The sequence below is a fragment of the Emticicia sp. 21SJ11W-3 genome, assembly GCF_024138715.1.
GTDB lineage: Bacteria > Bacteroidota > Bacteroidia > Cytophagales > Spirosomataceae > Emticicia > Emticicia fluvialis.
The window spans coordinates 838,594-852,018 of the sequence record NZ_CP092074.1 but is presented as its reverse complement, the minus strand read 5'-3'; the positions used below and the strand labels follow the sequence as shown (position 1 = coordinate 852,018).

The following is a 13,425-nucleotide window of genomic DNA, read 5'->3' as shown; positions in this document are numbered from 1 at the left end:
ATCAATTAGTAGTATCAAAACCGTCTTCTGTACCTGCTGTTGGAGGCGGTACTTTTGGAGGCGGGTCAGATGCCCTTAACTTGGAAGTAGCAGCTGATGTAGCCGAGAAATCTAAGGTTGAAGGAATATTGGCATTCAAGGCTTTCATGTAATATTCGCTCAGGTAAGAATTGCGGTTGCGCACTTTACCATTAGCATCGTAATATTTCTTTACATTGGCCTTGCTTGGGCGATGCGTAAAAATTCTGATGCGGTAATTAGGAAGGTCTTTAGACTTGGCAATAAAATAAATGATCCCGTAATTACTTTCTGGTCTTTTCCCTGAAGGGAATGTCAATATGCCATCGTTAACAGCAAACCAAGGAGACGAACTAACCACAGTATACAACTTAGGGTTCAGGTTCATAGCCGTATATAGGTTAACAGACGATTTTGGCGTAACGAGGTCGTCAAGAAAATTGGCAAAGCCATTATATTTTTCAATAAAAACCTTGTTCTGGAACTTATAGGCCTTCATGCCCAGGATAGTTCCTTCCTTGCGCTCAAAATCACCGGCTTCTCTTACGTTATAAGTCAGGTCAGTGTCGTTAGACTCTGTTATGATATCAACCGGCTGGGTGTACGTTGTTGGTTTTTCCCATTGGCAACGGTTAATAAGGTTCAAAAGCTCGTTCTGAGGAAGCAACTGAAGTTTTAAGGGCAGCGGAGAATCAAAAACTACCACATCCTGATTATCCAGTATAAATCCGTTGGGTTGCTTACCCCCGATCTTGATAGTTCCGATTCCGTTATCAGCCGGTTTGAAAGTTCCGGGGCTCATCGCCGAAAACAAAGTACCTGAAACAGATTTAGAGGCTCCCAAAGTAAAAGATTCCACAGTAGCTAGCTGCGCACTTGTGTATCCTTCGTCTCCGCAACCCACACACCGCCAGGTTGTTCCGTCAAATACTCTCACAACGCCATAAGTAACATCAAAAACCATCATGCCCGACCGTGGAGACTCCATCACCATGATGTCGCTGTTTTTCAACACGGGCAGCTGTACGTTAGCCATCGGGCCAGCAGTAATAACGGTAGCTTGAGAAAAACTATTAAAGTGAATAGCAAGCAGCAAAAACAAAAAAGGTATAGTATTTTTCATTACATCTTATTAATTAAAATGTTTACAAAGTTAAGGATTTGGCAATTATACAGGTATTGAAACAAATATCTTCAATTTTTGTTGGAAGGAAAACTTTGTTGCCACTTTTTTTACATATAACTTTGAACAAAGTCAATGTCCCCCCATTTCGAGACGAAATAAGGGGGATTCTTGAACTAATTAACCCTAACCCTAGTAAAATTTTGGGTGAGGGGATGGTTTTAATGGCTATAGAGTATTTGTATGTTTTAATATCAGCAGTGGGTGGATTTGTAACCATAGATTTTATTTTTTTTCAATTTTTTAGCCATTATGCAAAACTGGTAAAGTACTATGTGTAGATTTAGTACTTCATAAACTTTGGTCTTTAATATAAGCAGACCGGGATTTTGTAACTTTATTTTTTATTTTTTTATTTCTTTGATAGATAGTGAATTGTTTTATATAATTTTAGCCTTAAATTTAGGTCGAAATCAATTTGTCAGAAGCTATCAAAGTAAACAATATCATTGAGTGATCGCTTTACTTAAACACAAGCCTTTAAAAAAACTCTCGGCTATGGTTACATTAAGGGGGGGGATTGATATTAATAACTGAAATATGATTCTTGGTTTACCTAAACACCCGTCAGATGAATCGATAGTTGAGGGGATTCTGGCAGGTGGACGCAAAGAACATGAGGCGTTAATAGCACTATATAAGAAATTTCATGTTTCGCTGGAAAGGTTTATTGTCCACCGAAGCACTGGAAGGGATTATGCTAAACAACCGGAAGACATAATTTGGGAAGCAATTGAAGCTTTTGTTGTGAACGTAAAAAAAGGGTCATTTACTCTAAAAGATGCTACTTTAGAGACTTATCTTAAAAGTATTTGTAAAAATTTATGGTTCAGATACGTATCGCAGGAAACCTCCAGAGAAGAACGTCATAACCGTTATATGGCTGAATGGGACAAGCTGGAAGATGACGTAAACGATATGTTGATTGAAAAAGAAAATTGGGAATACTATATAAGCCTTGTTAATAAGCTCGGCAAAAATTGTCGTCAGATTCTTGAAATGCGTTTAGTAGACGGCTTGTCAATGCAGGAAGTATCAAAAAAACTAATAGAAAATGGTACTTTTGAAAATGACCAGACAGTACGCAACGCAAAAAGTAAGTGTCTGAAAAAAATTATGGAAATGATATCCTCTAATCATCAATAAATTTCTTTAAAAACTATGGATGGTATGCTGCAAAATCAGATTGAAGATTATGTGACGGGCACGATGGCGGAGAAAGAAAAACAGGCATTTGAAAACCAGCTGAAGATTAATCAAGCCCTTTACGAACAGGTTCAGGAACTGAAACGTGTGAAAGAAAGCCTTTTAAGAGCTAGTGTAAGGGCCACAGTAAGCCAGGTTCGTCAAGATGTACACAAACCTAAAAAAGGTTTGGCCTATGTTTTTGGCTCTTTCAGTGCGGCTGCGGCTATTCTTTTCTTTTTGCTTTCTACTTCTGTTACTTTTTCTTCAAAAAAATTCGATTATCGCGGTGACGAAGAAATCGTAAATGTTGAAACCCAGACCAGAGCCAATGACTATGAAAGAGCATCGGCAATGGTAGAAAATGGTAAGAACCTTTCTGAAGCAATCAAGATTCTTGAACACCTGAGGGTTGATGAAAACGTTAGCAAAAACTTCCAGAACGAATCTAAATGGATGCTTGTGGTGGCCTATCTACAAACAGGTGAGGCAGAAAAAGCCGAGAAGATATTTGACGAGGTTAAGTGGGAAGACACCGGAAGACCATTCTCTACCTGGGAAATAACCAAAATTCACTGGCAAATATTCTGGGGTAAGATTATCTGACAATCGTAGTTAAGACATACAAAACATATCAGGCAACGCTAAGTCAGTTGCCTGATATGTTTTTTTTATACCCGCTTGCCGGTTGCTGACTGAAAGAAGCCAAATTTGATTCAGATTAGCCGGTTAATAGATAAATTAGTAGTTTTACGGCAATTTATAAGACCGCATTATTTAAAACATTGAATATGAATATAAGAGTAGGGCAAGGTTATGACGTGCATCAGCTGGGTGAAGGCTACGATTTATGGCTCGGAGGAGTTAAAATACCACATAGTGTAGGTTCGGTTGGGCATTCAGATGCTGATGTGCTTTTGCATGCCATCTGTGATGCACTTTTAGGCGCCGCAGCTATGGGCGACATTGGCAAACACTTTAAAAACACCGACCCCCGCTGGAAAGGAATAGACAGCAAGATTTTACTTAAAATTGTAACAGAAATGCTCAACAAAGAGGGTTATCTGATTGGCAACATTGATTCAACAGTTTGCCTGCAGGAACCCAAAATCGGGAAGTATATTCCAGAAATGGTAAAGGCCATTGCTGATGTTACCAGACTATCAGAAGACCGCATATCAATAAAAGCTACAACTACTGAAGAAATGGGCTTTGTAGGCAGAAAAGAAGGGCTGGAAGCCCACGCAATTGCCCTAATCTATAAAAATGCTTAACATTTAATGTAGACCCTCTTCAAAAGAACTCAGGAATAGTTCCGCTTAGTACTGAGTTCTTTTTTTAACCAACAAAACAACTGCATTTGATGCCTTAATCCGGCAAATTTACTTTTTCACCCAAAAACTTTGGCTCCTTGGCCATCAGGTAGTCTACAAATACTTTTACTCTGGCCAGTTTTTCTCTGGCCATTACTCCCTCTGCTATTACATCCTTTGCATTAAAACCATAAGCTACAATACCCTCTTTTGACGCAATGTAAATGGCTCTTTCGTTATGAAATAATTGTGAAATAACCGTTACAGAATCCTGTCCGAATATTTTTTTAAGCCTTACCATAGAATCAAAGGTTCTGAATCCGGCATAATCAAGATATATGCGGGTAGAATCAACACCGGCCTTTACCAAATCTTCACGCATCATTTCTGGTTCGTTATAATCCTTTCTACTATTATCGCCACTAATAATCAGATACCTCACTTTACCAGCCTTTAACAAACTGGCAGCAGCCGCAATTCTTTTTGTGTAATACGGGTTAAGCCACCCTTCTCTTTTGATAAACTTGCCGGTTCCTAAAAGCAGACCTACTCTGTTATACGGAACCTCATCTACTTTTGAAAAGAGCCTTCCTTTTGCCTGGGTTTTGATTACTGAATCACATACGTATATAGATATAATTGCCAGGGTAATAACTGCCAGCAAAAACAGACTAATCAGCTTTTTCTTTTTCATAATAGCTTAACCAAGAATTGAAATATAATATCGTTAAAGCAAACCCGGCACCGTTAACCACCGGCTATACAACCAACTGATGGAATAACAACTTTATTACTAAATTATGTAATATTACCCTCAATGGTATATTCTTCTGCCATAATTTTATCTTTTTCATTATATTGCAATATAAAAACATTAACCTCCTGTAAGAATTAATGAAAAAATTTGCACTGGCCGTTACCACACTACTGGCCACCAGCCCCCTGTTTGCACAGCAGATAAAAATCGGAGATAACGCAGGTGCCGTAACCTTTGAGGAATACGAGCCCAAATCTACACTGGTTGTTCCCGGCAAGGTTATTACGCGCGCCAAATTCCCTTTTATTGATATCCATAATCACCAATGGGATATGGGCAGTAAAGAAGACCTCCGGAAGCTCATTACTGAAATGGACAAAATGAATATGGGTATAATGGTTAATCTGAGTGGGCGTGGGTTTAATCAGGATGAAGCTAAAAGTACCGCAGGACTGGTAAAACAGATTGACGCCGTAAAAACTAATTACCCTACCCGTTTTGCAGTTTTTACCAATATTGATTTTTCGAAAATCAGTGAGCCCGGCTGGACAACCAATGCGGTAAAAACACTTGAAGACGACGTAAAACTGCGTGGTGCCAAGGGTTTAAAAATTTATAAAAGCCTGGGCTTTAATGTTACCGATAACGGAAAAGTAGTGGCTGTTGATGACCCCCGCATTGACCCAATCTGGAAAAAAGCCGGAGAATTGGGGATTCCGGTACTGATTCATACAGCAGACCCTTCGTCTTTCTGGGACCCTGTCAATGCCCAAAATGAACGCTGGCTTGAACTGAAAACCCACCCTGGCCGTAAGCGTGACGCCTCAGGCGGTAAAGACTTTACCTGGGAGCAGCTCATTGAACAGCAACATAATGTATTCAGAAAAAACCCGAAGACCATTTTTATAAATGCGCACATGGGCTGGTTTCCGAACAACCTGGCCAAGCTGGATAGCCTAATGGATGCGTTTCCGAATATGTATGTGGAAATTGGCGCGGTTATAGCAGAATTAGGCCGCCAGCCACGCAATGCGCAGAAATTCTTCATTAAACGACAAGACAGAATTTTGTTTGGAAAAGACTCCTGGGTACCAGACGAGTACCAGACGTATTTCCGTGTGCTGGAGTCTGAAGATGAGTATTTCCCGTACCATAAAAAATACCACGCTTACTGGAAAATGTACGGATTAGGCCTGCCAGACGAGGTGTTAAAGAAAGTATATTATAAAAATGCCCTTAAAATTGTACCTGGTCTTGACAAAAGCCAGTTTCCTAAATAAACCCTAACTACTTTGTTTATGAAAAAACACTTCATGCTTGCGCTGGCATTGTTGCTGAGCAGCGGCTTGGCGTACGCTCAGAAAAAGAAAAAAGCAGTTACGCCGGCTCCTGACAAACTTGAATTACTGAAACAGGAGGTTATTAAAAAAATTGATGAACGCCAGAAATTTACGCAAGAGGTAAACGACCAGATTTTCAGCTTTGCAGAACTAGGCTTTCAGGAGTTTGAGACCTCTAAATACCTTACAAGCCTATTAGAGAAAAATGGTTTTACTGTTGAAAGAGGTGTAGCCGGCATGCCAACCGCCTGGATAGCCAGGTGGGGTTCAGGCAAGCCTGTTATCGCCATAGGCTCTGACGTTGACTGTATCCCGAAAGCCTCACAAAAACCCGGTGTGGCTTATAAAGACCCTATTGTTGAGGGTGCGCCGGGGCATGGCGAAGGCCACAATTCAGGACAAGCACTGAATATAACGGCTGTGCTGGCACTGAAAGAGATAATGGAACGCGAGAAGATTCCGGGAACATTAATGCTATGGCCGGGTATAGCCGAAGAACAGGTAGGCGCCAAAGCTGTGTATGTAAGAGAGGGATATTTTAAAGATGTAGATGCCTGTATATTTACTCATGTGGGCGACAACCTGTCTGTAGCATGGGGAGACGTAGGCAATGTAGGGTTGGTTTCGGTTAAATTTCATTTTGAAGGAGAAGCAGCTCATGCGGCGGGCGCCCCCTGGAGAGGCAGAAGTGCCCTTGATGCCGTAGAATTGATGAACATTGCGTGGAACTATAAACGTGAACACCTGGAAACAACCCAGCGTTCGCATTATGTGATATCTGACGGCGGAGACCAGCCAAACGTTGTACCCTCAAAAGCAACAGTGTGGTACTATTTCAGGGAGCGTACTTACCCCCGGATCAAGAATCTGTTTGATAACGGCCTTAAAATGGCACAGGGAGCGGCCATTATGACTGATACCAGGTTTACTTATGAGATTCTGGGTAGCGCCTGGCCGGGTCATTTTAATAAACCCATTGCCGAAACGATGTATCATAATATCAGGCGTGTTGGTTTGCCACAATGGTCGGAAGAAGACCAGCTACTGGCCAAAGCGGCACAAAAAGAGTTGAAGTCGCCCAAAACAGATGGATTAGCAGTAAAACTGGATACCGTTGCCGAGCCGGTGTACACCCCGAATATTATACGCCAGGGAGGGTCTGACGACATTGCCGACATTGCGTGGTCTTTGCCAACCGTTGTGCTTCGTTACCCTTCTAATATGCCAGGTATGCCTGGGCACCATTGGGCCAATGCCATTACTATGGCTACACCTATTGCGCATAAGGGCTGCACCGCCGGCGCCAAAGTTGAGGCATTAACGGTATTAGATATGCTTTTTAAGCCCGAAATTATCCGGAAAGCGTGGGACTATTATAACAAAGAACAAACAAAGGAAATAAAATATACTCCGCTGATATCAAAAGACGATAAACCAGCCATACACCTGAACCAAGAGATTATGGAGAAGTATCGTCCGGAACTAAGTAAATATTATTATGACCCCACCAAATACAAAACGTATCTGGAGCAACTGGGCATCAAGTATCCGACGGTGAGAGAAGATAAAGAGAAAAAGTAACACAAAAAAATGAGCTGAGTTTGCCCTCAGCTCATTTTTTATAGATTAACCCGGATTTATCTGATTTCAGAAAAATCTGTGGGTGTCATATAAATCGATTCTACCTTGATAGCCAGTTTCCCGTTTTTCTCCGACTCATCGCGGGCTTTAACCCATTTAGGGTCATTTCTGAACGCATCAAATGACGCCTTTCCGGCTGCCTCGCTCTTATGTGCTAACAAATAAACAAGTCTTGGTTGCGTACCTTCTTTTTCAATACTTTTCCAATACACCACATTTTCCATTCCATGTTTTTTAAACAGCTTTAAGGTATGATTTCTGAAACGCGCCAGCAGGTCGTCCAGTTTACCGTTATCAGCCGTATAAATTCTTAGTTCAAAAACTCGCTCAGGGTTTTTCTTCCGGGTTTTCACCGCAGGCGAAAAATCTGTTGTGTTCATGAAAATTGATTCAACTTTAGCTACAATTTTACCATTCTTTTCCGACTCCTCTCTTACTTTTTTCCATTCGGGGTCTGCCCCAAAAGCTTTCCATGATGCATCTCTGGCTTCTTTATCAGGATACGACAGCACATAATAAAGTGCATTTTTTTCATTTGTTATAGGCACCCAATAGCCAACGTTGGTCATTCCATGTTTTTCAAAAAGCTTGGTGGTATGATTCCGGAACCGGTTCAGCAAATCGGGCAGTTTGCCTGGTTCGCAATAATATATCCGCATTTCATAGTAACGCGTATCTTGTTTTCTGGCATAGGCGGCCATTGAAAAAAATGTAATAATAAGCAGGTAAAGTATTGATTTCATAGATTGAGATTGATTAGACTACAAAGTTATTTTAATGCATGAACAAACCCGCCCAAGTGAATTATATTTTTTGCTGCCGCAAAACTATCTTTAATTACTGAGGCAGTTTTGAATGATGCCTTTAACAATACACTTAAATAGCTTCTTTTACCAGGTCTACAATTTTACTCAGGGTCTTTTTGGCCGACGATGCCGCATTCTGTGCTACCCCATTTTTTTCGTCCAGCCTGGTTACATTTTCAGCTGCCGAGCTAATCAGGTTGTTTAATTTACTTTGCTGTTTGGTATCAAGTGTATACATACCTGCCTTCAACATTCCCAGACTTCTGGTAAGTATTTTGGCATTGCCCAGTAGCCCTTCTTTCCCTTCGCTCAACAGGTTATTAATATTATTGGCCGCCACTGTGAGTCTTATGGTAGCAATGGTGTGTTCAACCACATCTTTTTTCAGGGTTCCGCTGGTGGCCATCGGAATATAACTTTTAAGTGTCTTTGATTGCTCCAGCAGTTTTTCCTTCATTTCATTACCGCGTGTATTGGCTTCGCTTTGCACAGCAATACTGCTGGTTTTTAAAGACTCTGCCAATTCGGCTGTTTTACCGCTATCCAAAAGTTTTACTGTTTCATCAAGTACGTTTTCAAGTGTTATGCGCTGCGCAACTGCCACATTTATAAGCAGCAAACAAAAAGATAAAACTAAAGCAATGTGAATTAACTTTTTCATTTCAATTACCGGATTTACTTTTTAGAATAATTATGGTTATTGGGTAGTGCGAATTTAACAATTAAAAATATAAACCACTCTCAAACACGCATAATACACGACGAATACCTTTGTTTCTTCTACAACTTCCCATTTCAATCCAATTCTGAATATAGGTATTGCGTACTTGGGCAAACCTGTTTCTTGCTTTACATTTGTAAGGCAAAATGAAAAAACTAGTATGAAAATAGTAGAAGTTGGTAACAATAAGCATTTCAGAAAAGAGTTTCTTGAGTTTCCGGTACGGCTGTATAACGGCAACCCTTATTGGATAAGACCGCTTGATAATGATATTGAACGCATCTTTGACCCCACAAAAAACCCGCTTCATGAAAACAATAATTGCATACGGTGGCTGGCCCTGAATGAAAACGGAGATACCATAGCCCGTGTGGCAGCGTTTGTTAACCCAAACACTGTGGTTTACAGCAACGACCAGCCAACAGGCGGAATAGGTTTCTTTGAATGCATTAATGATAAACACGTAGCATTTGCTTTATTTGATACTTGTAAGGCGTGGCTGAAAGCCAGAGGCATGGAGGCAATGGATGGGCCTGTTAACTTTGGTGAAAGAGACAACTGGTGGGGGCTGCTGGTAGACCCTTATGATGCCGAACCGACCTGGTCTATGTTTTATCATCATGAATATTACCGTACATTTTTTGAGGAATATGGTTTTCAGGATTATTTCCGGCAATATACTTTCCTTTTGCCCCTTGAAGAAAAAGAAGCCAGAAAAGTGCTACGCCCGGCACTGTTTGAAATTGCCAACAGAGTTTATAACTCGCCCGGATATGATTTCAGGCACATAAACAAAAAAGAGCTTTCAATATTTGCCCAGGATTTCCGGACCATCTATAATCTGGCGTGGTCGAAAAATATGGCCGCCGGTGAAATGACCGCCGAGCGTGCCGAAGCTATTATGCACCAGATGAAGCCAATTCTGGTTGAAGAACTGATGTGGTTTGGATACCACAACAACAAGCCCATAGCCTTTTTTATCATGATTCCTGAACTGAATCAGATTATCAAGCACCTGAATGGCAAGCTTGATATAATCGGGAAACTGAAATGGGTTTATCACCGGCTGATGAAAACCAATCATAAAGCACGTGGGGTTATATTTGGCGTTATACCCGAATACCAGGGCAGAGGCATTGAATCCGCCATTGCGCTGGCTTTCTCGCGGGCCTGCTGGAAACCCGGCTACCAGTATACCACGCTGGAGCTAAACTGGATAGCCGACTTTAACCCTAAAATGCTGAAAGTAACCCAACTGCTGGGCGCCAGAAAATTTAAAACTTATATCACCTATCGTTACCTGTTCGACCACACCCGTGCCTTCAAAAGGCATCCGGTTATTTAATCGTAGACCATTAATACAAAAAGTATCAGGTTTTTTACTAATTTTGTGGCGTTTTTTGCTTCAAAACACACATTTAATATTCTATTTTTCACTAAATAAACGTTTACCCAATATCTAAAGGGACACATCAATATATGTCTTTACTTACAGTTGGCTCGGTGGCATTCGATAAACTCGAAACACCGTTCGGAAAAACAGATAAAATCATTGGCGGTGCTGCTACTTTTATTACGCTTACTGCCTCTTATTTTGTAAAAGAGAACAACCTGGTTGCCGTTGTAGGCGAAGATTTCCCTCAAAGCATGATAAACGTGCTGGAAACGCACGGAGTAGATACCCGCGGACTTGAAATTGTAGAAGGCGGAAAAACGTTTTTCTGGCATGGCCGTTATCACAACGACATGAATTCTCGCGACAGCCTGGAAACTCAACTAAATGTAATGGGTGATTTTGACCCTAAAATTCCGGAAGCCTACCAGGATTGTAAATACCTGATGCTGGGTAATACCTCGCCTGAAATTCAGATGCGTGTGCTGACCCGCCTGCATAACCGGCCTAAATTTGTTATGGTTGATACCATGAACCTCTGGATTGAAATTGCCAATGTTGATTTAAAGGCTTTGTTGAAACACGTTGATTGTTTAACCATAAATGACGAAGAAGCAAGAATGTTGTCTGGCGATTACTCGCTTCGCAGAGCAGCCAAAACCATTATGGCTATGGGGCCTAAAACGCTTATCATAAAAAAAGGAGAGCATGGCGCTTTGTTGTTTCAGGACGATAACATTTTCTTCTGCCCTGCCCTGCCATTAGAAGAGGTGTTTGACCCAACCGGTGCAGGTGATACTTTTGCAGGAGGTTTTATTTCGTATCTGGCACAAACCGATGACCTGAGTTTTGAAAACATGAAACGTGCCATAATCTATGGGTCGGCTATGGCTTCTTTCTGTGTTGAACAGTTTGGCTCTGAAAGAATCCAGAATCTTACGCAGGAAGAAATTAACGCGCGTCTCGGAGAATTTAAAAAGCTGGCAAGCTTTAATCTGAATTAAGCTTTAATCTAACCACTATACATGTTTTCTGGCAGGCTGTTCGGTATCGGGCAGCCTGTTTTTTATTCCTTTATTTTCTACCAAAATCTGCCGGATTCTCACCCCAGTAATCCGTTTCCCATTTCAGAACTTTATTGGGGTAGGTATTACTTTGCAGCCATTTCTCGGCCCGGTCAAGCAGGTCAAAAACTTCTTCATTGCCGCCGGCTTCTTCCAGTTTAGTATTGGCTTTTTTATTGCGCACCCAACTGATGGCCGTTCGCGAATCAGAGTAAACGGGTAATGGCGAATTCATTTTTTTCAGGTATGCCAGCGCATGCACAATCGCCAGAAATTCGCCAATATTATTGGTTGCCTTCGGAAACGGGCCTTTATGAAAAATTCTTTCTTTTGTTTTCAGATAAAACCCCTGATACTCCATGTCTTTTTTTACCGAATTCCACGCCGCATCAACAACGATAGACTCAAGAATAGGCGGAGGAAAAGCCGATGCTGGTATCTTGGTCTGCTTCTGGCCACCACTCTGGGTATGTTTCCAATAGTTTTCTTTCAAAGCCTTTTCGGCCTCTGCACGGCTGTCGAAAGATTTATACTTGGCTCCCTGAAACCCCTCTACCTGTTTTTTGCATTCATCCCATGATGCATAAACGCCACTCTTCCGGCCCTCCCAAACGGTATAGTATTTCTGTTTCTTTTCCATGCTGCAAATTGCATTTTTTTAGACATAAAAAAAACCTCTTCCTAAAGGGAAGAGGCTTTATGGCACAAAACAATCGTTATCTTACAAAACTGTTGCAACCTCTTCAAATTCCAGTCCCCACGCATCGGCAACACCCTTGTAAACCACTTTTCCGTTTACAACGTTAAGTCCTTTCTTTAATTCATCATTTTCGGTACATGCTTTTTTCCAGCCCTTATTAGCCAGCTGAATGGCGTATGGTAAGGTTGCGTTTGTTAAAGCCAAAGTTGATGTATATGGCACCGCACCCGGCATGTTGGCCACACAGTAATGTACAACATCATCAATAATGAACGTCGGGTTCTCATGCGTGGTAGGTGTACAGGTTTCTATACAACCGCCCTGGTCAACGGCTACGTCAACCACAACAGTACCTGCACGCATGGTTTTAAGCATATCTCTGGTAATGAGATGAGGCGCTTTAGCACCTGGTATCAAAACTGCTCCAACTATTAAATCTGCTTCGCGGATAGCCTCACGGATATTGTATTCGTTAGACATAATCGTTACCACGTTCTGCGGCATTATGTCTGACAGATATCTTAAACGCGGCAGGCTCACATCCATTATCACTACTCTTGCGCCAAGGCCTGCGGCCATTTTGGCTGCCTGTGTACCAACTATACCACCACCTAAAACCAATACTTTGGCCGGTGGAACACCCGGTACACCCCCTAACAATATTCCTTTACCTTTTAATGGTTTCTCCAGATATTTGGCTCCTTCCTGAATAGCCATACGGCCCGCAACTTCAGACATCGGCACCAGCAAAGGCAGGCTTCTGTCTGCTTTTTCTACCGTTTCATAAGCCAGACACACCGCCTGTTGTTTAATCATGGCATGAGTCAGTTCTTCTGAAGACGCAAAATGGAAATAAGTAAATAGCAGCTGATCTTTTTTGATAAGGTTATACTCTGAAGCAATAGGTTCTTTCACCTTCACAATCATTTCGGCAATGCCATACACCTCTTCAATAGTTGGAAGCAATGTGGCACCGGCTTTGGTGTATTCTTCGTCAGAAAAACCGCTGCCTTCGCCTGCCGTTGACTGCACATATACTGAGTGCCCGTGTTTTTTAAATTCTGCTACGCCTGCTGGTGTAAGTGCAACTCTGTTCTCGTTGTTTTTAATTTCCTTTGGTACCCCGATTATCATTCTCTATGAAAAGTTTGTTGATGAAGTGTTCAATAAAGTTACAAGGTAAGTACCTGTAGCGTTATTGGTTGTTTTTTCTTTCTTGATGAAGTGTAATTGCACAACAAAGTTAGCAAACGAAGAAAATATTTTTTCTAATTAACAAAAAATAAGAAATTAATTCTTTCATT

At 41.4% G+C, this 13,425-nt stretch carries 13 protein-coding genes; 7 read left to right on the top strand and 6 right to left on the bottom strand.

What is annotated here, in order from left to right:
• Position 1: 1 nt before the first annotated feature.
• A complete protein-coding gene (locus tag MB380_RS03500; RefSeq protein ID WP_253533384.1) occupies positions 2–1,141 on the bottom strand; it encodes a hypothetical protein in 1,140 nt (379 codons plus the stop codon).
• Between the two features lie 600 nt (positions 1,142–1,741).
• Between MB380_RS03500 and MB380_RS03495 the strand changes: the two genes are divergently transcribed.
• The 3 genes from MB380_RS03495 (at position 1,742) to ispF (ending at position 3,660) form a co-directional block, all read left to right on the top strand.
• On the top strand, positions 1,742–2,347 hold the full coding sequence (locus MB380_RS03495; protein WP_253533382.1) for an RNA polymerase sigma factor: 606 nt from the start codon (positions 1,742–1,744) through the stop codon (positions 2,345–2,347).
• A 24-nt stretch (positions 2,348–2,371) separates the two neighbouring features.
• Complete coding sequence (locus MB380_RS03490) at positions 2,372–2,992, top strand: hypothetical protein (RefSeq protein WP_253533380.1); 621 nt, start codon at positions 2,372–2,374, stop codon at positions 2,990–2,992.
• 185 nt (positions 2,993–3,177) lie between these two features.
• A complete protein-coding gene (gene ispF, locus MB380_RS03485) occupies positions 3,178–3,660 on the top strand; it encodes a 2-C-methyl-D-erythritol 2,4-cyclodiphosphate synthase (RefSeq protein ID WP_253533378.1) in 483 nt (160 codons plus the stop codon).
• Positions 3,661–3,754: 94 nt separating this feature from the next.
• Here ispF and MB380_RS03480 read toward each other — a convergent pair whose 3' ends face one another.
• Positions 3,755–4,393 (bottom strand): vancomycin high temperature exclusion protein, encoded by a 639-nt coding sequence (locus MB380_RS03480; protein WP_253533376.1) that lies wholly within the window; start codon positions 4,391–4,393, stop codon positions 3,755–3,757.
• Positions 4,394–4,593: 200 nt separating this feature from the next.
• Between MB380_RS03480 and MB380_RS03475 the strand changes: the two genes are divergently transcribed.
• Entirely contained in the window at positions 4,594–5,736 is a 1,143-nt protein-coding gene (locus MB380_RS03475) for an amidohydrolase family protein (RefSeq protein WP_253533374.1), read from the top strand.
• An 18-nt stretch (positions 5,737–5,754) separates the two neighbouring features.
• Positions 5,755–7,377 carry an amidohydrolase gene (locus MB380_RS03470; protein ID WP_253533372.1) on the top strand — a complete coding sequence of 541 codons (1,623 nt, stop codon included), beginning with the start codon at positions 5,755–5,757 and terminating at the stop codon, positions 7,375–7,377.
• Between the two features lie 56 nt (positions 7,378–7,433).
• On the opposite strand, the gene MB380_RS03465 is transcribed toward MB380_RS03470, so the two are convergent.
• Both MB380_RS03465 and MB380_RS03460 read right to left on the bottom strand, forming a co-directional pair.
• On the bottom strand, positions 7,434–8,180 hold the full coding sequence (locus tag MB380_RS03465) for an NIPSNAP family protein (RefSeq protein WP_253533370.1): 747 nt from the start codon (positions 8,178–8,180) through the stop codon (positions 7,434–7,436).
• Positions 8,181–8,313: 133 nt separating this feature from the next.
• A complete protein-coding gene (locus MB380_RS03460; protein WP_101727344.1) occupies positions 8,314–8,904 on the bottom strand; it encodes a hypothetical protein in 591 nt (196 codons plus the stop codon).
• 220 nt (positions 8,905–9,124) lie between these two features.
• Here MB380_RS03460 and MB380_RS03455 point away from each other — a divergent pair, with 220 nt between their 5' ends.
• Positions 9,125–10,309 (top strand): hypothetical protein, encoded by a 1,185-nt coding sequence (locus MB380_RS03455; RefSeq protein ID WP_253533368.1) that lies wholly within the window; start codon positions 9,125–9,127, stop codon positions 10,307–10,309.
• 134 nt (positions 10,310–10,443) lie between these two features.
• On the top strand, positions 10,444–11,361 hold the full coding sequence (locus tag MB380_RS03450; RefSeq protein ID WP_101727346.1) for a PfkB family carbohydrate kinase: 918 nt from the start codon (positions 10,444–10,446) through the stop codon (positions 11,359–11,361).
• A gap of 70 nt (positions 11,362–11,431) precedes the next feature.
• On the opposite strand, the gene MB380_RS03445 is transcribed toward MB380_RS03450, so the two are convergent.
• Complete coding sequence (locus MB380_RS03445; protein WP_253533366.1) at positions 11,432–12,061, bottom strand: viroplasmin family protein; 630 nt, start codon at positions 12,059–12,061, stop codon at positions 11,432–11,434.
• A gap of 81 nt (positions 12,062–12,142) precedes the next feature.
• Positions 12,143–13,255: an alanine dehydrogenase gene (gene ald, locus MB380_RS03440; protein WP_253533364.1), complete on the bottom strand. Its 1,113-nt coding sequence runs from the start codon at positions 13,253–13,255 to the stop codon at positions 12,143–12,145.
• Positions 13,256–13,425 lie beyond the last annotated feature (170 nt).

Bases quoted from the DNA above. Each gene is read 5' to 3' on its own strand.
- MB380_RS03500 (WP_253533384.1), bottom strand. From the start codon at position 1,141: ATGAAAAATACTATACCTTTTTTGTTTTTGCTGCTTGCTATTCACTTT.
- MB380_RS03495 (WP_253533382.1), top strand. From the start codon at position 1,742: ATGATTCTTGGTTTACCTAAACACCCGTCAGATGAATCGATAGTTGAG.
- MB380_RS03490 (WP_253533380.1), top strand. From the start codon at position 2,372: ATGCTGCAAAATCAGATTGAAGATTATGTGACGGGCACGATGGCGGAG.
- ispF (WP_253533378.1), top strand. From the start codon at position 3,178: ATGAATATAAGAGTAGGGCAAGGTTATGACGTGCATCAGCTGGGTGAA.
- MB380_RS03480 (WP_253533376.1), bottom strand. From the start codon at position 4,393: ATGAAAAAGAAAAAGCTGATTAGTCTGTTTTTGCTGGCAGTTATTACC.
- MB380_RS03475 (WP_253533374.1), top strand. From the start codon at position 4,594: ATGAAAAAATTTGCACTGGCCGTTACCACACTACTGGCCACCAGCCCC.
- MB380_RS03470 (WP_253533372.1), top strand. From the start codon at position 5,755: ATGAAAAAACACTTCATGCTTGCGCTGGCATTGTTGCTGAGCAGCGGC.
- MB380_RS03465 (WP_253533370.1), bottom strand. From the start codon at position 8,180: ATGAAATCAATACTTTACCTGCTTATTATTACATTTTTTTCAATGGCC.
- MB380_RS03460 (WP_101727344.1), bottom strand. From the start codon at position 8,904: ATGAAAAAGTTAATTCACATTGCTTTAGTTTTATCTTTTTGTTTGCTG.
- MB380_RS03455 (WP_253533368.1), top strand. From the start codon at position 9,125: ATGAAAATAGTAGAAGTTGGTAACAATAAGCATTTCAGAAAAGAGTTT.
- MB380_RS03450 (WP_101727346.1), top strand. From the start codon at position 10,444: ATGTCTTTACTTACAGTTGGCTCGGTGGCATTCGATAAACTCGAAACA.
- MB380_RS03445 (WP_253533366.1), bottom strand. From the start codon at position 12,061: ATGGAAAAGAAACAGAAATACTATACCGTTTGGGAGGGCCGGAAGAGT.
- ald (WP_253533364.1), bottom strand. From the start codon at position 13,255: ATGATAATCGGGGTACCAAAGGAAATTAAAAACAACGAGAACAGAGTT.